The 23,352-nt window shown below is 42.0% G+C and carries 18 protein-coding genes; 10 read left to right on the forward strand and 8 right to left on the reverse strand.

Going from position 1 to position 23,352, the window contains the following annotated elements; genetic code table 11:
• Positions 1-67: 67 nt before the first annotated feature.
• Complete coding sequence (locus tag ACHUGF_RS07240) at positions 68-1,285, reverse strand: 4-phosphoerythronate dehydrogenase (protein ID WP_394130111.1); 1,218 nt, start codon at positions 1,283-1,285, stop codon at positions 68-70.
• A gap of 183 nt (positions 1,286-1,468) precedes the next feature.
• On the reverse strand, positions 1,469-2,680 hold the full coding sequence (fabB, locus tag ACHUGF_RS07245; RefSeq protein ID WP_394130112.1) for a beta-ketoacyl-ACP synthase I: 1,212 nt from the start codon (positions 2,678-2,680) through the stop codon (positions 1,469-1,471).
• Between the two features lie 213 nt (positions 2,681-2,893).
• Here fabB and mnmC1 point away from each other — a divergent pair, with 213 nt between their 5' ends.
• The 9 genes from mnmC1 (at position 2,894) to ACHUGF_RS07290 (ending at position 14,490) form a co-directional block, all read left to right on the forward strand.
• On the forward strand, positions 2,894-4,912 hold the full coding sequence (gene mnmC1 / locus ACHUGF_RS07250) for an FAD-dependent 5-carboxymethylaminomethyl-2-thiouridine(34) oxidoreductase MnmC1 (protein WP_394130113.1): 2,019 nt from the start codon (positions 2,894-2,896) through the stop codon (positions 4,910-4,912).
• Between the two features lie 508 nt (positions 4,913-5,420).
• Positions 5,421-6,284, forward strand: coding sequence for a hypothetical protein (locus tag ACHUGF_RS07255; RefSeq protein WP_394130114.1), 864 nt, complete (start codon positions 5,421-5,423; stop codon positions 6,282-6,284).
• 107 nt (positions 6,285-6,391) lie between these two features.
• Positions 6,392-7,330, forward strand: coding sequence for a LysR substrate-binding domain-containing protein (locus ACHUGF_RS07260; RefSeq protein WP_394130115.1), 939 nt, complete (start codon positions 6,392-6,394; stop codon positions 7,328-7,330).
• A 158-nt stretch (positions 7,331-7,488) separates the two neighbouring features.
• Positions 7,489-7,797 carry an Mg2+ and Co2+ transporter gene (locus tag ACHUGF_RS07265; protein ID WP_394130116.1) on the forward strand — a complete coding sequence of 103 codons (309 nt, stop codon included), beginning with the start codon at positions 7,489-7,491 and terminating at the stop codon, positions 7,795-7,797.
• Positions 7,797-8,828: an HlyD family secretion protein gene (locus ACHUGF_RS07270; RefSeq protein WP_394130117.1), complete on the forward strand. Its 1,032-nt coding sequence runs from the start codon at positions 7,797-7,799 to the stop codon at positions 8,826-8,828. Before ACHUGF_RS07265 ends, ACHUGF_RS07270 begins: the two co-directional genes overlap by 1 nt.
• Positions 8,829-9,232: 404 nt before the next feature.
• Positions 9,233-10,096, forward strand: coding sequence for a hypothetical protein (locus ACHUGF_RS07275; protein ID WP_394130114.1), 864 nt, complete (start codon positions 9,233-9,235; stop codon positions 10,094-10,096).
• A gap of 475 nt (positions 10,097-10,571) precedes the next feature.
• Positions 10,572-11,705, forward strand: coding sequence for a DUF1254 domain-containing protein (locus ACHUGF_RS07280; protein ID WP_394130118.1), 1,134 nt, complete (start codon positions 10,572-10,574; stop codon positions 11,703-11,705).
• 492 nt (positions 11,706-12,197) lie between these two features.
• Positions 12,198-13,235, forward strand: coding sequence for a DUF1214 domain-containing protein (locus tag ACHUGF_RS07285; RefSeq protein WP_394130119.1), 1,038 nt, complete (start codon positions 12,198-12,200; stop codon positions 13,233-13,235).
• 328 nt (positions 13,236-13,563) lie between these two features.
• Complete coding sequence (locus ACHUGF_RS07290; RefSeq protein WP_394130120.1) at positions 13,564-14,490, forward strand: LysR family transcriptional regulator; 927 nt, start codon at positions 13,564-13,566, stop codon at positions 14,488-14,490.
• A gap of 96 nt (positions 14,491-14,586) precedes the next feature.
• On the opposite strand, the gene ACHUGF_RS07295 is transcribed toward ACHUGF_RS07290, so the two are convergent.
• On the reverse strand, positions 14,587-14,889 hold the full coding sequence (locus tag ACHUGF_RS07295) for a hypothetical protein (protein ID WP_394130121.1): 303 nt from the start codon (positions 14,887-14,889) through the stop codon (positions 14,587-14,589).
• Positions 14,890-15,035: 146 nt separating this feature from the next.
• On the opposite strand from ACHUGF_RS07295, the gene ACHUGF_RS07300 reads away from it, so the two are divergent.
• Positions 15,036-15,716 carry a TetR/AcrR family transcriptional regulator gene (locus ACHUGF_RS07300; RefSeq protein ID WP_394130122.1) on the forward strand — a complete coding sequence of 227 codons (681 nt, stop codon included), beginning with the start codon at positions 15,036-15,038 and terminating at the stop codon, positions 15,714-15,716.
• Here the strand turns inward: ACHUGF_RS07300 and ACHUGF_RS07305 are convergent.
• From ACHUGF_RS07305 to ACHUGF_RS07325, 5 genes are all read right to left on the reverse strand, one after another.
• Positions 15,713-16,951 carry an FAD-binding oxidoreductase gene (locus ACHUGF_RS07305; RefSeq protein ID WP_394130123.1) on the reverse strand — a complete coding sequence of 413 codons (1,239 nt, stop codon included), beginning with the start codon at positions 16,949-16,951 and terminating at the stop codon, positions 15,713-15,715. The two genes, ACHUGF_RS07300 and ACHUGF_RS07305, sit on opposite strands and share 4 nt — an antisense overlap.
• Positions 16,944-18,512, reverse strand: coding sequence for a phytoene desaturase family protein (locus tag ACHUGF_RS07310; protein WP_394130124.1), 1,569 nt, complete (start codon positions 18,510-18,512; stop codon positions 16,944-16,946). Before ACHUGF_RS07310 ends, ACHUGF_RS07305 begins: the two co-directional genes overlap by 8 nt.
• A gap of 483 nt (positions 18,513-18,995) precedes the next feature.
• Positions 18,996-19,421: a GNAT family N-acetyltransferase gene (locus ACHUGF_RS07315; RefSeq protein WP_394130125.1), complete on the reverse strand. Its 426-nt coding sequence runs from the start codon at positions 19,419-19,421 to the stop codon at positions 18,996-18,998.
• 28 nt (positions 19,422-19,449) lie between these two features.
• Positions 19,450-20,649 (reverse strand): trans-sulfuration enzyme family protein, encoded by a 1,200-nt coding sequence (locus tag ACHUGF_RS07320; protein ID WP_394130126.1) that lies wholly within the window; start codon positions 20,647-20,649, stop codon positions 19,450-19,452.
• A 189-nt stretch (positions 20,650-20,838) separates the two neighbouring features.
• Positions 20,839-23,151, reverse strand: a complete 2,313-nt coding sequence (locus ACHUGF_RS07325; protein ID WP_394130127.1) for a penicillin acylase family protein — start codon at positions 23,149-23,151, stop codon at positions 20,839-20,841.
• Positions 23,152-23,352: the final 201 nt, after the last annotated feature.

Raw genomic sequence — 23,352 nt, forward strand, 5'->3', positions numbered from 1 at the left:
TAGTGCTTTTGATGCTGATTTTTTCTCAACTGCTCAAAAACACGCTAATGTATGGGGAATATTTCCGTTATTTATCAGCGATAACAGAAAAACCTAACTCAGTGAATACTGACAGGCTCTGACTCTCACTCACCCTTTCATTTTGCTTTGCTAATAAATTCAGCGCACTGAATTCACGGCGATGCTTATGCTGTTTTCGCATATTATCAAACCCATTTGGCCGTGAGTAAATCTGCCTGAACAGGCTATCGTCATCTCGAATGTCATAAGCCATACGGCACAGGGTTAACAATTGATTTTGTTGTTTCAATGACGCTAGTGCAGGTTTGCTTAGCGGTTTTTGTTGAGTTTGTTTTGCCGCTTTATCGTCCGTTTGCATCGGCAAACTAAATTGTTCGACAAAATAACGAGGTAACAACTCTGACAATTGTTTATCAGCAGCTTGATTGATGATTTCACAGAGCTTTTGATACAACATGTAAGTGCCTTTGGCTTTACCTTCAAGGCTATAACCTGCAATGTGTGGCGTGGCAATATCCACCAGCGGCACTAAAGCATCAATGGGCTGCGGTTCATTTTGCCAGACATCAATGACCAACTTGATGTCGTCTCTTTGCTGCATCACTTTGATAAGATCATAGTTATTGACCACATCGCCACGACAGCAATTAAGCAACCACGCGCCTTGTTTAAGCTGATTAAGTCGGGCTTCATCAAATAAGAATTGCGTTCTATGCTCGCCAGTTAGCGTAAGTGGTACATGTAAACTCACCACATCAGCACGCGCCACAATTTCATCTAAGCTCACAAAATCACGTTCATCACCTTGGGCCTGTAATAACGGATCACACAACAACACCTCGACACCATAAGCACGTAAACACTTTTCAACCGCAGAACCTGTGTTGCCAGCGCCAACTATACCGACAACTTTACCTTGTAATTGTTGCTGGAATTTTCTTCCCAGCTCCAACATGGCAATAAATGCATACTCACCTACCGCCGTTGCATTACAACCTGGCGCATTGGAAAAATGGATGCCGCGTTGTGCTAAATAGGCTTGGTCAACATGATCTGTACCGATAGTAGCACTGCCAACAAACTTTAACTGTTTTGCATCAGCGAGTAAGGCTTCGTTGACCTGAGTAATCGAGCGCACCAATAACACATCGGCATCGACTAATTGTTTAGGGTCAATAGAACGGCCATTGACAAAAGTCACCTCGCCAAAGTCGTCAAAAAGTGGGTTTACATAGGGCATGTTTTCATCGGCGATGATTTTCATTTTTGGTTATTATTCTCTTATCTATGCTTAATAAGGCGCTATTTTAGCGCGTTATTGTACGGCTTGCGACAGCTAAGCTTTGTCAGTCAAAGTGAAAGTGCACCCCAAAAAAAACCAGCACAATGGCTGGTTTTTATTCAATTCAACGTTTAGCTGCATCGAGATTTACCCGATAGATATCGCTTATTTGTATTTACGCATCACTAAAGTGGCGTTAGTGCCACCGAAACCAAAGCTATTGCTCATCACAGTTTCAAGATTCGCTTCACGCAGCTCAGTAACAACTGGGATACCTTGAGCATTCTCATCAAGGTTCTCAACGTTAATGCTCGGTGCGATGAAATCATTGTTCATCATAATTAAGCTGTAAATCGCTTCATGAACACCAGCAGCACCTAAAGCGTGACCTGTCATCGACTTAGTAGAACCAATCGGTGGGATATTGTCTGCAAATACTTCGCGGATAGCTTCAATCTCACGTACGTCACCTACAGGTGTCGATGTACCATGGGTGTTGACATAGTCAATTGGCGTATCGACATCTGCCAGTGCCATTTGCATACAACGCACTGCGCCTTCACCCGAAGGTGCGACCATATCGTAACCATCTGAAGATGCACCGTAACCAATGATTTCAGCATAAATCTTGGCACCACGCGCTAAGGCATGTTCAAGTTCTTCAACAACTAAAATACCGCCACCGCCAGAGATAACAAAACCATCACGATCTGCATCATAAGTACGTGATGCTTTTTCTGGTGTGTCATTGTATTTAGTCGACAATGCGCCCATGGCGTCAAAGCCCATGGTTAATGTCCAATCAACTTCTTCTGAACCACCAGCAAATACCATGTCTTGCTTACCCATTTGAATGAGTTCAACAGCGTGGCCAATACAGTGGGCTGAAGTTGCACAAGCAGAACTAATTGAATAGTTCATACCTTTAATTTTGAAAGGCGTGGCTAAACATGCACTGGCTGTTGACGACATAATGCGAGGCACAATATATGGACCCACGCGTTTAACGCCTTTAGCACGCAGCGTATCAGCAGCTTGTACTTGGTTAGATGATGAAGCACCGCCAGTACCAACAATCAGACCGACACGGTGATGAGAGTATTGTTCTTCCGTTAGATTTGCATCCGCTACCGCTTCTTGCATCGCAATATGAGCATATGCTGCAGCATCACCCATAAAACGTAGCGCTTTGCGATCAATGTGATCTGCTGGGTTGATATTAATATCGCCCCACACATTACTGCGTAACTTCATTTCTTCGAACTGTGCTGAATGGCTAATGCCACTTTTACCGGCTTTAAGTGACTCAGTCACTTCTTGCTTATTATTGCCGATACTCGATACAACACCCATTCCGGTGATAACGACTCTTTTCATTTTCTCTTCCATTTGGTACATGTCGGTACTTAATTGCGGCAATCATATATGCTTTGAAGCAATTAAGTGGTCAGCTTTCCATAAACGCGGGTAAAATAATGCCAACTTCTTGGCAATGAGTAAAATATTTTGAGTAATAACATCAATCTAAGGTTTTCAAAAAAAGCCAATAGTGTCATATCCTTGTTACATGAATGCGACACATCGTTGCTAATGCTCGGGTTAATTTCCAATCAACCTATGGCGGGCTTAAGTAATATTTTGTCATTGTTTAGCCAGCACTTAGCTGTACCAAAAGACAACCGCCGAACCCACTTAAGCATTTTTTGCCAAACTCCAATCGAACAGACGCTAAACTCATCTATTCAACAAATATTAGCAGAGCCAAGCCATATTGAGGTTTTACGACATCTGCAAGCTCACATTGCCCCAATTCATGGCTGCCAGCGATTTCACTTTCGCCAATTATCGCTCACTATCGATATTTACCAAGAAGATGCATTAACTCAACTTAAATCAATCAGTAATACAACCCATGGCATTAAGCATTGGTTCTATTGTCTAGATAGTGAAAGCACGCCACTACTTAATCAAGCCATATTTTGGCAGCTTGCACGCCTAAGCCATGATGATGCCCAACTCAGCGTACTTAGCCAGCAAGGTATATTGTGCTCGACAAGTTGCTTAACAAAAGGCGAAAACACTGAAGCAAGTTCAAACAATGATGATAACTCTCCCCTCCTCTGCGCCGCATTAACAGATGAGTTTGCAGCGTTAAACACGCTATGCACGCATGTGGGGTTACCGATAAATGATGTCCATAACGATAAAAGCGGTATTTATTGTGATCCGATTGCACAGGCTGAGCGAGTGGCTTTGCGCACACAACAAGCAAGTCAATCTGCTCACTGCCCACTACCAACCAGTAATAAAGCCCATGGAGATAAAAGTACGCCGACAGACATTGCTATTATTGGTGGCGGTATAGCCAGTGCCTTCTTAGCCCTGTCACTGGCAGAACGAGGCTGTAAGGTTACCCTGTATTGCAAAGATGAAGCATTAGCCCAAGGTGCATCAGGCAATAAACAAGGCGCCATTTACCCACTGTTGACCCCAGACAATGGCCCGTTAAGTCAGTTTTTCCAACAAGCATTTTTATATAGTCGCAGACGCATTCAAGCCTTGGTTGATAATGGCTTTAATATCAGTCATCAATTTTGTGGTGTCTTACATACGGGGTTTGATCAACGCAGTGAACAGCGCCTGCAAAAGATAATTGATGGCCAGCAATGGCCACAAGCGATTGCGCAGCCCGTTAACGCAAAACAAGCCAGTCAATTAGCCGGTGTTGCCATAGACCGGAGTGGTTTGTATTACCCAAATGGCGGCTGGGTATGCCCTTATGAACTGGCTCAAGCTGCTATCGAGCAAGCAAAACAAATTGCTGACGTAACCGTGGTTCATCATTGTCATGTCACCGAGTTAACGCCACACGGTAATGACTGGCGTTTATACACTGAAACCGAAGCACAAAACCAGCACAACCAGCCCCGCATGGTTGGTCAACATCAACACGTTGTTATCGCCAGTGGTGCACAGTTGAATAATTTTGATCAAACCCAAGCGTTACCTTTGAGTCCTTTTCGTGGCCAAGTGAGTCATATTCCTAGCCAAGGCGAATTAACCCAATTACAAACAGTGATCTGCGCCAATGGTTATCTCACTCCACAGCATAATCAGCAGCATTGCGTAGGCGCCAGTTATGTTAAAAACCCTGCCAATATTGATTTCTGCCCTATTGAGCAACAACAAAATCAACAGAAAATGCAGCACAGCTTTAGTGAGTTATCATGGCCTCAAGCTATTGATACATCAGATAATAAAGCAAGAGTCGGCGTGCGTATGGTGTGCCGAGATCATTTCCCCATGATGGGCAGTTGCCCTGATTTATCTCAGATACAGCAGCAATATCAACGAATGCTGCAAAGCAAAGCGAAACCGAAAACATGGGCAACGTACTGGCAAACCACGCCAGCACCAGTACATCAAGGATTATCGATTCTAGGTGGCTTTGGCTCTCGTGGGATCAGCAGTGCGCCCTTAACAGCTGAATGTTTAGCAGCAAGTTTATGTGGTGAAATAGCGCCAATCAGCTTACCGACTATGGCGCAGTTAAATCCAAATCGCATGTGGATGCGGAAGCTAATAAAAGGCAAAGTCATTGATGTTTAAAAACTAAAGGTGGTGTAGAACAATAGCAGTGTAGTGTGGAAGCAGTGGCTAAATTGACGTCAATATGGGTGTTTATTTAAGTGTGCTAGTTTCTGTCATTTATACATGGAAAACCGCATCAGAGTTATACCCCATTATGTTTACTCTCACTATATTGAATTGCATTCAGTTTTGTACATAAGCGGCTTTTCATTTATCACATATTTTAGATCCATGTGACCACATTTAGTCATCCACTACAATCAACACATTCTTCAAAAGCTTTCAAAGAAGTAAACCAACGGTTCAGTCATCTAGATAGGATTGTTCAGTGCATCACTAGAGTAATTATAGATCAGGCTATTCATCAAAGCCTGAGTAAGCAGTTCATTTACTCCACAGACCACCTTTCCAAGTCGCCATTCAACTTGGTATCAGTTGTTTCATGCTATTAACGAAGTCGGTTAATTCGCTAATAATACGCCCAACTTAACGAGATAACTCCTAACAACTTTTAAAGGTATTTATAATGAACAACACTAACTCAATTACAACACTAGGTTTAATCGCAGCACTGAGTCTTTCAGCTTCAGCAATTGCCGATGATAACCAAGTTCATGATGCAGACCCACGTAACACTTCTTGGCGTGGTGGTATTGCCGCTGACCAAAATGGTGAACTTAAACTTGTTGCTGGCGGTGGTTTTAACAACCTTTATGGTAATGGAGAATACCAAACACAAACTATCATGATTGGTGAGTATTTCACTCAATCTGAAAACTTCAGATTTCGTTTAGCTAACTTTGATGAGCGTTTCGGTGGCGTCTATGCTGATGTTAACCTAACTGATCCAGTTAATTTATACACTGCCGGTTATATGCTGCCTTTAACTGCAACAAACAACGTTACTTCGTTTTTCCCATCAGTTAACTACACCTACATCGACTTTGACACTAATGGCATTGCAAGTGATTTGAACGCTGGTTTTATTCAAGCGCCAGTGCAAATGAATGGATATGCAACTGGGAGTAACCAGACTTTTGCATTTAACTCGATGAATATTTCTGGTTCAGATGTAAAAGACATGCTTGGTGGCAGTGATGCACACATGGCATCAGTCAACCTTTATGCACTACAGCCATGGAATGACACCCACTATACTGTATTTCAAGCATTCGCAGGCTCAACATATGGCGGCGTTGACATGCAGATGGTAGACCTAGTGTTACTTCAAGGTACTCGGACCAAATTAGGTGACGCAATCTTGAACATCTATGTAGAAGCAAAGTACACCCATGTACAGTTAAATGACGTCAATAACCCTATGTCTGAAAATGGTTATCTTCGTGGCGAAGACACAAAGATTTCAGTTGGTTTTGACTGGCGCTTCTAGGCTCGTTTAATCACCCTTATTTAGGGCCTGCTTTGCAGGCCCTAAATGCATTCCTAGCCCACTTAATAAATCAAAATATCCCATAAGTCATAAAAAAGAGAAATAGTATGGAAAACTTAGAACTGAATACATTAAGAATATTAAACAGTTTGTATCATACTCAGAGTCCCACTCGTACATCAACACAGTTAAATATCTCTTTGTTAGAAGTTAATAAAGCAATTGAAATAGCGAGAAAGGACCTTAAAGATCCATTATTTAACCAAGTGGCAAATACACTTAATCCTAGCCCGTTAATGACATCTATTATGGAAAGGAAAATGCCAACGCTTATTAATCAAATGAATGAGGTAGACGCACTCAGTCAATTTGACCCAAAGACTCTAACGGGTAAATATCATATATATTTAGGTTCCCAGCTACAGCAGGCTTTCGGGCCTGCCATCTATAACTCACTTTCATCCAGCGCTCCAATGGCAACTTGGTGTATCACAGATTGGAAAACAGATGCTATTGACAAGTTAATTGATGGGGATGTGGCTATAGCTATCAACTATTTCAATAGTGATTTGCCTAACATCATTAATCAAGAAATCTTGTTGAAAGACAATTTGGTGGTAATGGCAGGTGAGCGACACCCATTATATGACGTGGAAAAGGTTGAACTGAAACATCTAGCTGATTTTAACTTCGTTACGCTCCCCCCCACTTTTCTTCATCAGAACTGCCACAACATTAATGGTTTGCTATCAGAGGTAGGACAAGTGGCAAAGGTTAAACTGGAAACTGATTCCATGGAACTAGCTAAAATGATAGCGCAAGAGCAGTCTCTATTATTATTAGGCTCTGCAACACTCACGAATAATGACTCAAGTCAACTAAAACCTATCGAGCTGTACATTACTCCGAACATGCCATTAGAAGCTGAAATCTCATGTTCTTATGCAAAAAAGCATAGTAAAAGACCATTTATTGTATGGCTAAAAAAGGAATTACTCAGAGCAATTCATACCTCTACACTCAACGTAGAACGGTATGGGGATTAACAAGCATTATTCATTCAAAAGTCGAGTTTCGACTTATAGACAGTCGCTTGCAGCTATTAACCGAGTCATGGGGTTGTTAGATAATATCAGCAACTTAACGAAGTAAATAGATGGACTGAGTTGTGATGATTACAACATAGTCCTCGATAGGAATTAAAATGAGAATCAATGATACGACACTGATATTTGAGGAAACGCCCTCCGTTTACATGCTTTTACAATCAACCGAGTTCATGTGGTTTATTGTGATTTTCACGATCGCTCTTTTAACCTGGGTTACTGCAAAACTATGGCAAATTCACTCGATTCCTAAACACCTTGCAAAAGAGAAAGGCTTAGCACAAGCGAAATTAGTTTTCTGGTTAAGTATTTTGGGCTTAGCTTGGAAACCATTATGGGTATTGGCTGTCATCGCGATTGTAACTGACTGGGATAAGGTTCAAGACTGGATTAAAGGAACAAGATAATGAAAGAGATAATGCTTCCATACATATTGATTGTATGGTTACTATTTAAGTTCAAGGTGCTTAAGCGTACTGCAGGTAATTACTTTATCACTGTATTTATCGGCATACTTATCGCATTGGCTCTATTTTTTGGTCACAGACTGTATTCACCAGCAGATTTAACTAACTCTACGACAGTCAAAGCTCCTCATGCAGTTCTGTCACCAGCTTTAGGACAGCACATTGATAAAGTGCATGTTGTTCATAATCAAAATGTCAGTAAAGGTGATGTTTTATACGTACTAAAAGATGACGCTGTAACAGCAAAAGTCTCAGATGTCGAATCTAGCTTGATTAAAGAGCAGAAGAAAAAAGAGTCTAAATTGGTTACGTTAGCGCAAGCGAAAAGGAACTATAACCGCCATATTGAAATGTCAGAACACATTTCATTGAAAGAGAAGGAAGAAGCGGCAGATCTTGTTGAAACGTTAAAAGCAGACTTAGCGATCTCAGAAGCAAAAATGCTCGGTCTGGATGCTCAGTTACAAAACCTTCATTTTGAGCTGTCAAGGTTAACAGTCACAGCCCCTTTTGATGGCATGGTTACCCATATTTTTGTAGCAGATGGTTCGCGAGTGGGGTCTCTTCACTTATGGGATACGAGTAAGAAATTTGTTGAAATGAGAATTCCAGATCAAGCATATCGTAATATTAAACCAGGGCAATTCAGTGAGTTTTTTGTTCACAGCCACCCAGGGGAGATATTTAGAGCCAGAGTTCATAGTGTCGTTAAAGCGACAGGTGAGGCTCAGGGGAGTTTATTACCGCAAGAGCAGTTTGTGTCAAACCATATACAGCGTGGTTCAGCACCAGTAGGCAGAACTATAATTTTGGAGATTGATGAAGACACAATGGCAGCCTTGCCAATTGGGGCGACTGGTTCTGCATGGGTAAGTGCACAAAAGCCAACACCTTTACTTGGATTTATAGATATAATAGGTGGCGCAACAGTGAGGTTATCCTCTGTTAAATCATATCTTCAAGCGCTTTAAATTACCTTTCTTCTCTATAGGCTGTAGTTAATCTGCAGCCTTTGCGATCTTCCCTGAATTATTACTAATTTCCTTGATATTTCTGTCATTACTTACGCTCTTCAAGCCAGACTAAAAGTAAATACAAAGCTTTCAACTTCGGAGGAATATCTATAGGCAATAATGCGCTAACCGATAGATTGAATACCCCTTCATTAATAGCATATCAATATACTCCCCCCTTTAAATTACCCCCGCTGAGTTAATCATGTTAGGCAATATCTAAAAATAGCCCTCCCCCAGCTCACCAAGTCGCCATTCAACTTGGTATCAGTTGTTTCATGCTATTAACGAAGTCGGTTAATTCGCTAATAATACGCCCAACTTAACGAGATAACTCCTAACAACTTTTAAAGGTATTTATAATGAACAACACTAACTCAATTACAACACTAGGTTTAATCGCAGCACTGAGTCTTTCAGCTTCAGCAATTGCCGATGATAACCAAGTTCATGATGCAGACCCACGTAACACTTCTTGGCGTGGTGGTATTGCCGCTGACCAAAATGGTGAACTTAAACTTGTTGCTGGCGGTGGTTTTAACAACCTTTATGGTAATGGAGAATACCAAACACAAACTATCATGATTGGTGAGTATTTCACTCAATCTGAAAACTTCAGATTTCGTTTAGCTAACTTTGATGAGCGTTTCGGTGGCGTCTATGCTGATGTTAACCTAACTGATCCAGTTAATTTATACACTGCCGGTTATATGCTGCCTTTAACTGCAACAAACAACGTTACTTCGTTTTTCCCATCAGTTAACTACACCTACATCGACTTTGACACTAATGGCATTGCAAGTGATTTGAACGCTGGTTTTATTCAAGCGCCAGTGCAAATGAATGGATATGCAACTGGGAGTAACCAGACTTTTGCATTTAACTCGATGAATATTTCTGGTTCAGATGTAAAAGACATGCTTGGTGGCAGTGATGCACACATGGCATCAGTCAACCTTTATGCACTACAGCCATGGAATGACACCCACTATACTGTATTTCAAGCATTCGCAGGCTCAACATATGGCGGCGTTGACATGCAGATGGTAGACCTAGTGTTACTTCAAGGTACTCGGACCAAATTAGGTGACGCAATCTTGAACATCTATGTAGAAGCAAAGTACACCCATGTACAGTTAAATGACGTCAATAACCCTATGTCTGAAAATGGTTATCTTCGTGGCGAAGACACAAAGATTTCAGTTGGTTTTGACTGGCGCTTCTAGGCTCGTTTAATCACCCTTATTTAGGGCCTGCTTTGCAGGCCCTAAATGCATTCCTAGCCCACTTAATCGTTCAATCTTCTTTTCAAGCTCGCGTATTTTTAACTATTCTGGTGTCATTGGAGTGGCTCTGGAAGCTTTACCTTGACGTTCATCCTTTAATTGTTTTACCCATTTGCTAATCGTTGAAAAGAATAACGTCATGGCCTTGCCTGCTTATTCATGGGTATAAACATGATCGACCACCAATTATCTCAATTCAGGACTGAAATTCTTACGCGACTTTTTAGCCATTATCTTCACCTAATATTGCTCCGAAAATGATCATAACAACCTCTAATTTAGGTAGCCAGAACCCCCACACCAAGTCGATATTCAACTTTAAAGCAGTTGATTAATGCTATTAACGAAGTCGGTTACACCCATGATAATAGCCTCAACATTTGAACACAGACATTCATTACTAGAGGATACAACCATGAGCAAGATTAATACATTTAGCACAATTGCCATTGCTATCGGACTTGGGCTAAGCGCTACTGCGGTAGCGCAAACCATTGATGGCCCTCACCAGTCACCAGTGCCTATGTTAGGTGACAACATTCCAACGGTTAGCTCTGAAGGTTGGGCTGTAGATACTCAAGCAAAGTGGGGCGTTAGCCCAATTGAATACATCCACATGGAGCACCAATTCTTTGCTAACTTGTTCCAACAACACGTTGGTGTGAATGAGTTTTTTCACTTTAAAGAGCTATCAACGAAAGACATGGTTTGGGTTGTATCACCAAACCAAGACACGATTTACTCTGTAGCGGTTGTTGATGCGCGTCATGATTTCTCAGTAACTGTTCCAGATACTGGTGATCGCTTCATCTCTATTCAAGTTCAAGACTTTAACCACACGTACGTAGACTACCAAGTAGGCGGTGGCGAATATGAGTTTAAAGCTGAAGACATTAACACCGATTACGTTATCGTAGGTATCCGTATTGGTACCACAGCAACACCAGAAGATGCGAACCACATTGTGGAAGAGTACCAACCACAGCTAGCAATTAACACTGAAGGTGAAGGCGAAGTTAACATCGTTGAGTTTGACTCTGCACTCATGCTAGAAATGCGTGGAGAGCTAGTTGAAGCATTCCAAGATGTTGACACTCCGTTTGGTTGGGTAGGTTACTCGCTAGATGACATCAAAAACTGGGAAGCAACAACCTATGTTATTGCTAATTCATTTGGTCTTTCTCATCACTCTACAGCGATGTATACCAATGGTTTCCCTGAAGCGAAAGGTGGTGACTGTTACTACGGTAAGTTCGAGGCAATTCCACATGGCGCATTTGGCTCTGTAACGGTTTACGGCCACGATCGTTACCTAATGACAAACTATGTTGATGCTGCAACGTCTGTCGGTACCTATCACCATAACTGGCTTGAGAACGAAGACGGTACATTCGAAATCATGTTTGGTGCACCTGAGTGTGCGGTTGAAGGAATGAACTTCCTGGCAACGCCAGATGATAACTGGCACTTCATGGTTCGTGCATACCAGCCTGACGTTGAAGCTATGTATCAGTACCAAGTTCCAGTACTACAGCGCGTAGAGAAGTAATCTCGTCGCGATAGTTACAAAAAGCGAGCAATTAATTGCTCGCTTTTTTTTATTGGTAACAAAGGGGCTATATCTGGTGAATTTCCGTAAAAAATAAATAGAAATCTCGAGATAGATAAAAGTATGAGGAACACCCTTCACAACCCGGTAATACCGTACAACCAGTTATATGTTTGCTCAGCTGAGTTAGATAAAGGAATTTAATTGACTCAGGCTGGGTGTTTATGGGTGCTAACCCACATGTAGCTAATCATCTTGACTATGTTACTTACGTCGATAATGAAAAAACGAAATATCATTACCACCAACCGTGGTACACCTTACATGATTTCGATAGTCCATTTGACCAATTATTAGCGGTATCTAGATGTAACATTAAGTCGAATAATGGGTTGGGATAAGTTGTTAGTGGCTATTAATGCTTTCAAAAAAATAGTCAATAATCTCTCCTGTTAGCACTTCATTCATCTCTATTTATTTAAGGTACTATTTATGAAAAAAACACTACTGGCATCTTTGATCACTTTTACCTCTATGGCTGCACTTGCAGCAGAGCCAGTAATCGTGACCGATGAGAATTACTCTCTCGCAATGCATGACATGGCAATGGGCGTGGAAGCATCTAACGGTGCAGTACAAAACTGGAACCACCACCGCAGTCCTATCGCACTTGATGAGCAACCAGCACCAATGATGAACCGCGATACGCTATACTCTTTCGTAATGGCAGACACACGTTCTGACCTTAAAGTGACGGTTCCTGAGCTAAATGGTCGTTACCTATCTGTTCACGTCATTAACCAAATTCACGACACGGCGTTTGTATTCTACGGAGCAGGCGAGCACATCATTAAAGCAGATAGCACGTCAGATTACGTAAATGCTTTCGCTCGTATTCAAGTTGATGCATCTAACCCAGAAGACGTTACAGCAGCGAATGCAATTCAAGATCAACTAAAGTTTGAATACGTTGACGCAAGCTACGAGCCAATCCCATTTGAAGTGTCTAACTGGGATATGGAAACTTTCATGCCAATCCACCAGAAGTGGATCGCAATCGCTCAAAATGAAGGTATTGCAAATGCAATGTCTGATCTACAAGCTGGCATAGTGGTAGACCAAGACGCACGTAACCGTGGCGTAGCTATCTCTACAGGTCTTCTACCAGATGCACACGCAAGCTACAAAGTGGCTGAGTACAACATCGATAAGAACGAATGTTACACGGCAACATACGAAACTCCGTCAATCACAGACACTGAGTTAGGTTTCTTCTCTATCACTATGTACGACGAAAACCAGTACCTAGCGACAGACGAGTACTCGACAACGTCTAACCGTGATATTAAGTTCAACGAAGATGGAACCTTCACTATCCATTACGGCAATGCTGAAACCGGCTCTTGTGGTGAAGTAGACAATCTATTACACGTTCCTACGGACAACATTTCAATCAACATGCGTATATACCTACCAAACATGGATAAAATTGACGCTTACACGTTGCCAGAATTAAAGTTAAACAAATAGCTATTTAGCTAACCTGAACTCAAGATAAAAATATGGGTTCTAAAAGCGCGTATGGTGATCATACCTTTCGGTAAAGAAAGGTTAGTCACCATACGCTAATCGTATTCAAACGGTTGGTAAGCCCCTAATTTCTTTTCACACTATAATGATTTAATTATTTAATGGTTCATAAAAAATAATATAAAATCAAATAAGTAAGAAGCCGATGAGACTACATTTGCTATAAACTTGTTTACAAATGTATAAAAATATCTGTTACTCTTTACTTGAGTTAATCTGGACTCAAATAGTACAGACCTATGATTTCAGGAAAGTAGGAAAGTAGCAAATGGATAATCTTGACCTTAAATCAATTAAAATACTGTTGAACCTATATAACACACGTAATACTTATATCACGGCTGAAGAGTTAGATATTTCTCAGTCAGCAGTCGCTCGAAACTTAGCAAAATGCCGCCAATCCTTTAATGAACCACTCTTCATTCGTACTGGTAACCAACTATCTCCGACTGCGTTTACTGAAGCTCTTGTTGAAAAGCTGCCTAACCTCCTCAATAGTATTGATGAAATTATAGCTACTAACCAAGAGTTTGAACCATCAAAATTAACAGACCGTTATCTGATTTATCTAAACCATCAATCTCAGCTCTTATATGGAGCAAAGCTTTTTGAGCTTTTGAATAGAGATGCGCCAAAAGCTACATGGTTTATCAAATCTTGGGACCAAACGTCAGTAGAACAGCTACTTGATAATCGTGCTGCCATAGGTGTTAACTATCACAGTGATACGCTTCCTAATTCAATTTACCAAGAAAAAATTGCCGATGACTACTTTGCTATTTTTGCTGGAGAAAATCACCCGCTACATAAGTTAAATGAAGTCACTAGTAAGGATCTAGAGCGGTTTAGCTTTGTATCTCTTGCTGTTCCGCATATTGATGAAAGAAATATTTATGTTGACTCAATTCTCGAGGATATGGGCGTAAGAGCAAAGGTTCTCTTTCAAACTGATAGTCTAATACTTGGTATGAAGGTAGCGGAATTACAAAATATGTTACTTCTCAGTACCATTGAAGTATTTAACTACCCTGATACAACTCTACAACCAATTAATTTTAAAGTTGATTCTAAATCTTTACCTGACTCTAAAATTGTCTGTACATTTGCGAGGAAAAATAGAAATAAACCGCTTACAAAGTGGCTAATTAAAATACTTAGAGAAACCGAGACTCACTTCCAACCTTTTGATCTTTAATCCAAAGTGAGACCAATTATCTCATCTGTTTTTCAATCTAAAGTATTTTTACTAATGAAAAATGTGGCTAAAATGAGATACAGTTCTTTATACACCCTATTCAAACCAAGCCTTATTCACCGCTTGATACTTATCAAACACAATCGAACATTGATAATTTTGTAGTGGCAGTTTTGATGTGGCGACTAATTTAGTGCCTGTGGGCTTTTCGATAAGGTCATAATTGAGATAGTGGCCTGTTTGCAATTGTGCTGTCACGCTGGTGAGATTGTCACCACGGCTAAAATTACCGCACAAGTAAAAAATCTCTTTGCGGGCTTCTTGCCAAAGAAACATGTATACCGCAATAAAAACGATGAACAATACCGCTAGAACAAGCTTTCCTTTACCTATCAACACAATCAATCCTTGATCCGTTTTTGAAACCAGCCTTACGTTAACACTTTAATAACATTTGTCAAAATCTGACCAGATGACTGACTTCAGATGCAATCTAGCTGGTCTGCAGATATAATACATAAATCAATGTTTTAGGTACTTGTATTATGACAACAAAACAGTATCACCATGGTGATTTAAAAGCCTCGCTAATTGAAGCCGCTAATCTGATTTTATCCAGAGATGGTGCTGATAGTTTGTCACTACGGGCGATTGCTGCTGAAGTGGGCGTGTCGCATATGGCACCTTACTCTCACTTTAAAAATAAGCAGCAACTTATTGAAAGTATTGTTGAATCTGGATTTTTAAAAATGGCAGAGACCATGGTGCAAGATAGCCAAGGCATGGATACTGACAACCCTAATGATGCGCCAGAACTGCTACTCACTTATGGCGCGAGTTACCTTGCCTTTGCCACAGCAAACCCACAGTTGTACCGTTTAATGCTAGGCCAAGTTGATACTTCAGGACGTAAAGCCATTGCCCAGCAACCGGTAGCGAAAACAGAAGCAAATAACCGCCCTTTTCAACTGCTTCGCCACGCTTTTGCATTACAAAGTAATGATGAGCAGCAAATAAAAGCCCAAGCAATTGGTGCTTGGGCTATGGTGCATGGTTTAGCGGCATTAATCACAGAGCAACGTATTCAAGTACCAGCAGGGTTGAGTTTAAAGCAATTTTTGGCTGCAGCCAGCGGCATTGCATTCGCCCCTGCTAGTCTTAGTTCTAGTGTTAGTGCTAGTCCTAGTGTTAGTCCTAGTGTCAGTGCCAACACAACCAAGGGCTAAATCATTATCTCAATGTTGCTGGTTGGAAACGCCACACAAGAGTGACACCAGCCATAGGCTTCATCTGTGGTACGTAGTTTAGCTTCACTTGGGTTAAATACAGTGCCAGTTAACACTTTAACTCTGCACAAACTACACTCACCAGAACGGCACGCATTCTCCGCGGAATAACCATGCCTTTCCATGCTATTTAGTAAAGGCTCATCAACGCGGGCTTCAAAACTGCCCTGATCTTTTATCGTCACCGTGATCACATCGGTTGGTTTAACATTGGCAGGCCAACCCGGTAAATTTTGAGGTTGCTTTGGTGGACCATTGCACTCAATACGCACTCGCCTTGCTTTTACATTGAGTAAGCGTAGTTGGTCGGCGCAAAAATCATGAAAACTGGTAGGGCCGCACACATAGAACATTTTATCCGTCAGCGGTTTATCATCACCGATAATATCTTCAAGCATCTGCGCGGTTAAATGCCCTGTTTTTCCAGTGTGTTGCTCAGTTGGCCTAGTGATTACCCAAGTAATTGTTAAAAAATCATGTTCCTTGGCTAATTGCTGTAATTCCTGTTCAAAAATCACGTCATCTTCATAACTGCTGGTGTAGACAAGATGCATTTTGGCTTGCTTATTGGCTGAAACAAATTGGTTATTGGCGAAGTTAATGATCATACTTCTCGCAGGTGCGATGCCTGAGCCACCAGCAATAAAGACCAAGTCTGTGCCATGGAATAATGGGTTGTGATAAAACGTCCCCATTGGCCCACTGGTTTCAAACTCATCTCCTGCAGTGACACTATCGAGTAAATAGTTAGACACAAAACCACCCGCGACACGCTTGATGGTTAAGTCATAATACTCTCGGGTTTGCGGCGCAGAGGATATGGCATACGGGCGCGCGGTTGCTGTAGCATCAATGTTCACGAATAGATTAATGTACTGCCCAGCCTGAAACGGCGGCAGCGTTTGACTGACACCAACCAGACGAAGGGTTTTAGTCGTGGGGGTATCTTCAATCACTTCACTGACTCGAACATGTAAACGTTTGGGGTGCAAACTGGCAACGGTATTGGCTACAGCGCCCTTTTGCTCGGTAAAGTCTGTGCCTGTTTGATATAACTGCTTTTGATGCGCTAAAGCCTGATCATAACCTTCTACTGCATGTAAAATATTCACTCGTGAAGAGGCTTGCTGTGCTTTTGGGTTTGAATTCGATTCCATTGTCGATGAATTAGACATTGGCGACCTCCTGTTTAACCTGAGTCATTACATTGGCTTGTTGTTGCTGATTGATCGCTTTTAATACCTGTTTTGCGGTAGTTTGCCCGACCATGTAAGTGGGTTGAAAGCCACCCATACCAAACCAACAACCGGCAAAGTGTAAACCCGTAATCTCATCAATACGGCGACGGAAAATATTGGCATCTTGTGTATTTTGCTGGAATCCATAAATGGCTCCACCTGGTGTATTCAGGTAACGCATCATAGTTAATGGCGTGGCAACCTCTACCTCTTCTATGTGCGCACGGATATTTGGAAATACCCTTTCAGCATGGTCTAGCAGCTTTTCTGCAAGTTCATATTTTGTTTTGGCGTACTGTTCAACATTAAGCTGTTGCCATGGTTCACCATATTGCAAACACAATAAAGACAATGCCGTTTTGCCCGGTGGCGCAAAGCTGGGATCGTCATAGTTATAACAGGTCAGCATGGTGTGTTTTGGCGCCGAAATAGATTGCATTAGCTCGTGAGCAACATCTTCATTTCTATCATCAATAATGAAACTCGACGCGGCTGTCACGCCAATGTCACTAGGTTCACAGTCTAAACCTATGTAAAGCACAAAAGCTGAAGTGCCCAAGCGGCGAGACTTCATATCCTGACTCGCCTGTTTGGGTGTGGGGACATCCAGTAACTCGTTAAAGGTGTGAATTGGGCTTGCATTCGAAACTACATGCTGACAGGTAATCACATCGCCATGTTCAGTTTCGACCGCCTTAATCACGTCATTATCTGTGATAATTTTCTTCGCACCACAATTAAACTTAACCTCGCCACCGGCTGCGATGAATGATTCGAGCAATGCGCTCGATATCGCCTGCGAACCGCCTTTTACATGACAAGGTTTAAAGGCGGCATAGGCATATAGCATGATAGCTAAGTCTCTGAAGGCGAAATCTTTTGGTGGCATTCCCACATAACACCAGTAAGCGGCTATCACAGCTTTTAAGTCAGCATTATCAAAAAAACCATCAAGCACTGACTTTACTGACTGTAAGCCATATTGAACAAACAAAGGACACTGACTCTTTAGTACGTTTTCATCCGCTGTTTGTCGGATTTTAGGCAATACCATAAAGCATTCCATCGCTAGGCCTTCGCAAAGCTGCATAAATTGCTCTATGCCACGAGCTTGATCCGGAAATTGTTCGACTAATGTGGCTTTTAGGCCTTTCCAGCTTGCGGGTAGCGTCACGTCAATTTCATGTTTGCCACCAGCAGGTGAAGGCATGACCATCCGATAAAGGTCTCGCTCTATTACCACATCAAGCTTATCCATGATGCCCAACTCAGCAAAAATTTTACGTAAGATGAAGGGGTTTTGCTCTGTTCCCATACCACTAAGTTGGTGTAGCGCGACTTCAAATTCAAAGTTACCTCTCACAAAAGATGTGGCACAGCCACCGGGGATGTTATGGCGCTCGAGCAATAAGGTTTTTGCTCCCCCTCGTTGTAACGTGGTCGCAGCGGTTAACCCTGCATTCCCTGCTCCAATGACAATTGCATCATAATCAGACATTTGTTATTCAACTCCCTCGTTATTATTGTGTTTGCTTTCCTATGCACCTTGAAGACACCAGTTGAACAGATTTCTTCCCGCCTAAACCTGCAGCACTATGTCGACTCATCACAATATAAGGATAAATCAAAGCAAACCTTACACTGTAAACTTTACAATATAAAGATACGCAGCGTTCTGGTGAGTTGTCAAGCCGCAATAAGGGAAAGGTAGCGAGCAAACGGGCGAAATGGTACTGAGTTACATAGCACTTAGTTAATGCTGCTGAGTTAAATGGCTCTTAGTTAATGGCTCTTAGTTAAAAAACTGAGAAAATACATCAATGAGTTAGCCTAAGCCTGATATGCCTGTTCGTGTGAACAGGTATCAATGCAGGCTTTTTGTGCAGGCTTTAGTACAGGGCTGGGAAGGTTTAGTGAAAAGCTAGAAGGCTCAATCCTTGGCTCAGTGAAACTTAGGCGTTATCAATCTTGAGACACATGTTTAGTCTAACGCTTGATATTGTTTGGTTAGAAAGAGTCTTTCAGGGCTGCCTGTAAACGCAGGCACGCGCCCGACAATGTCAAAACCGAGTTTTTGATAAAATTCAGGAGCTTGTACAGATAAAGTATCAACTTGGGCTAATACACAGCCTCTTTCAATGGCTAGCTTTTCGGCTCGCAGCATCACTTGTTTACCTAACCCCTTATCTCGGTGATGCTCTGCAACCCATAACACTTCAATTAAGAAGTTGCGGTAAATTGTACGGCCAGCAACACCGGCAATGAGTTCTTGATTGTCATCATATAAAGCAACCATTAAAGGTTCAGAACGCTCATTTCCTAGCTTACTATCATTAAACTGACGCACTCCCGCCACTAACGAATCAAATACGGCTTGGTTGTGTTGTTCAATTACTTTAAATTGCATTACAGCTCCTTGATTGCAGTTGCAGGCTTTAGCCAATACTGGCTAAAGCCTGCTCGATATCAGCAATAATATCAGAGACATCTTCAAGACCTACAGAGATACGCAGTAAATTATCCGTAATACCAGCTTGCGCTCTTGCTTCTGGAGTATAAGGTGAATGAGTCATAGAGGCTGGGTGTTGAATTAGGGTTTCTGCATCTCCCAAGCTCACTGCGATTGTCATTAACCTGCAATGATTGACAAACTTAATTGCATCTTGCATATCGCCATCTAGCTCAAAAGCCAGCACCCCGCCAGCGCGCTTCATTTGCTTGCCAATAAATTGATGGCCAGAATGCGAAGCCAAGCCCGGATAAAACACCTTTGAAAACTTAGGGTGAGAGTCTAAATAGTTTGCGAGTTGTTCAGCATTATCACAGTGGCGAGTCAGACGCACATCTAGCGTTTTCATTCCACGCAATATTAGCCAAGCATCATGGGGCGAAATGACTGCACCGAAATCTTTTAAAATCTCAAACTTGAGCTTGTGCATATGCTCAGCTTTACCGCAAACAATACCAGCAATTACATCGCCATGACCATTTAAGTATTTAGTGGCACTGTGGATCACCATATCCACGCCCATTTTAAGCGGCTGCTGCAACAAAGGGGTCATAAAAGTATTATCAACAATTGTGATTAATTGATGCTGTTTGGCGATATCGACTAATCGACTGATGTCAAACACAGTCAAATGGGGATTCACAGGTGTTTCACAAAACAGTACCTTAGTGGCTGGTGTGATAGCCGAGCGTATGGCTTGCTCATCAGAAAAATCTACCATGGTGCAGCTAATCCCTAACCGGTCAAGCTGAGTGGTCATCAGCGCAAAACTACAACCATAAACAGCATTAGATGCCACTAAATGATCACCGGCCTGTAAATGCGTCAGCAATGCACTGGATACCGCCGCCATTCCAGACGCTGTTGCTGCCGCATCATCAGCGCCTTCTAGCAAGGCCATCTTTCTTTCTAATTCAGCCGTGGTTGGATTACCTAAGCGAGTATAGATATAGCCGGCTTCATCACCAGCAAACCTAGCACCACCTTGCTCAGCATTATCAAACACAAATGTGGCACTTTGATGGAGTGGCGACACTAGGGCACCATGTTGATTAGGTTGATGACCACCGTGTATAGCCAAGGTCGAGGCTTGCCAGTCTTGTTGTTTTTGCTTGTTAAAATCCATTTGCACTCTCCTGCCCGAGTTTTATTTAGGTTTTATGTTGGGCAATATTCAAGATACAGATGGTGGTACTTTAGCCAAGTGAGTGAGAAAAATTTTACCACAAACCTTTGTAAAATCTTTGTTACGAGAAGAGAGCAAACCCAGTGCCATTGGCTTTTACCAATGGCACTTAATGTGTGCAGCAGACGCTTACTTTGCCTTAAATTCGATGGTATGAATCGCTTCACTTGGCAATAATGGGGTTTTGCGGTTATTCACATAATCGTTAAAACCACTGCGATAGAAATCAGACAATGGGTGACCTGACTGACCACCTGGAATCGTCATTATGCCTTTATTTTCATGTCCAGGTTGCACGATAAAGCGTTGTGAAGCACCAAAGGATTTACCCTGAACGGCTGGCATAAAGCTGTCACCAAAACCGGCACGCACTGGCATATCAAGCAAAGGGGCTAATATCGGCAGTTGCTTTGAGAATGGGTGTTGCACAGTTAATGCGTTCACACGCCCCCATGTTAAATCTGATAAACGCTGATTGTCACTGTACTTGGCTAACAGTTTATTGACGCTAATTTTGTAAGCATCAAATGCCATTTCATCCCAATCTGAATAAGTCTCAGGTAACCAATCATCTGGTTGATGCTTTATCAGTTGCCATAGCGCGGGTTCTAAATAACGCTTAACACTAGACAAACTCAAATCATGTTGCATTAAATGGGCTTCAATCGGCGCAAAAATCTGATTTATCATTTCTGCCCTAAAGTACTTCACCAGTGTATAACCTACTGACTCTTTACATGCGCAACCCTGCCATTCTTTAATCTGCTTCATGTGCTTAGTGACGTCGATATCATCACTTTGATTATATTGGCTCAATAAGCGCGTTAGATAACGATGCCAAGGAGACAAAAACTGGGCTTGGTTATCTAACTGCAAGTCATAAAAGTCATGTTCTGTAAACGACTTTTTAGCCAATAAACCTTTGCGAATTTGTGTGGCCCTTGCACCTAATGCATAACCACCATCGCCATACTGCGCCAAATCATCGGTTGACACCACTCTTGAGTTGGCTGTCCAAATGCGTTGCACTGCTGGGTTAACTAACTGTGGCTTGGTTTCAATATTGGTTTGCCAAGGTTTGCTTTGATATGCGTCGGCTGATATCGCAGTATTATAGGGTGTCGCTCTTTGGGCAGCAGCCCCCGCTAACGTCCACGCGATATTGCCTTGGGAATCGGCGCTGACTAAGTTTTGTACCGGTATACCAAATTGTTGCGCCAGTTGATTGACCTCTAGCACATCTTTAGCTTGCTCTAATGCCATTAATTGCATATCTACCGCATAGGTTTGATGCCCTACCCAGCTTAACGCATAACGCTGACCATCAAGCTCACGCACAGGGCCATATTCAGACATTTGCAATGGGTAAACATGCTCACCTGACGGGGTTTTAATAATTTCATCTACTGTGTTGATCTGTGTTTCATCGACTTTCACCCAATCAGCAGTATCGACATAGGCATTAGTGAAACCCCAAGCAACATGACCATTTGTGCCCACTACAATGGCCGGGGCGCCAGGTAAACTCACGCCTGTGATTTGAGCGCTCTCGCCTTGTTGATTTGTATAATTAAGTTGCGCACGATACCAAATAATCGGTACTGCAAAAGATAAGTGCATATCATCAGATAACATACCCGCTTGCTCGGAAGTTAATACTCCCGACACAGCCCAGTTATTACTGCCAACTTCGGCGATATCTTCAATGTCTATATTGTGTGTTAATAACGCTTGTTTCTGATGGGCTTGCAATTGAGGAATGGTTAATTGTTGTAAAGGAACTTCACTCGCATCAAGTGCAGCTTGATAAGGGCTCGGCTGGATGATGAAATCAACCATCTGTTGCCCAAACTGACGTTGTATTTGTGTCAGCACTAAATCCCGCTTAATCGTGTTGCCTTGTAAATCAAGGTACATACTGTAAATCACCAGTAAGCTGTCACTGGGTTGCCAAGGCGATGGCGAGGTATTTGTTAATACATACTCAAATGATTTAAACCGCTGTGCATTAACGGCATCATTGACACCTTGAGCATAACGCTCAAGTAATTGCTTATCAGCACTTGGCATAGTGTCGAATATCGCTTGCGCCCGCATTCTTAACTGATGAAAACGCTTTGACTCATCGAGCTTAATTGCTTTTTCACCAAAAATTTCTGCTAACTCACCTGCGGCATTGCGGCGCAGCAAATCCATTTGAAAATACCTATCTTGCCCATGGGCATAACCTAGCCCATAAGCAGCATCCGCTCTGGTGTCTGCCTTAATAATGGCTGTGCCTAATTGATCGCGAGAAAGCTGCATATAACTGTCAACGTTGTCAGTCATAATCGTGTCTGACAACTTAGGCAGGCTTAGGGTAAATACGCTATAAATTGCAATTGCGCTGATCAGCACCAAAAAGAAAATAACTGAGGCGACGCGCGTTATTATTGTTGTCATTCCATTGCCTGTTGATTGAGCTAACTGTAAGAGATTTCAGCAAGCATAATAACACTTGTAAACAGGGTGTTAAGTTGAATTCTGATAATTAGTGTAAATATTGGCTAAGTACTGTGAAATTAAAGTAAAGAATCCACCTTCTGAAGAAGGTGGCTTTCATTCAGCCCCCTAAAAGGGGGCGTTTCAGTTATTTTTAGCCTC

It is taken from the genome of Shewanella maritima (assembly GCF_043643735.1).
GTDB lineage: Bacteria > Pseudomonadota > Gammaproteobacteria > Enterobacterales > Shewanellaceae > Shewanella > Shewanella maritima_A.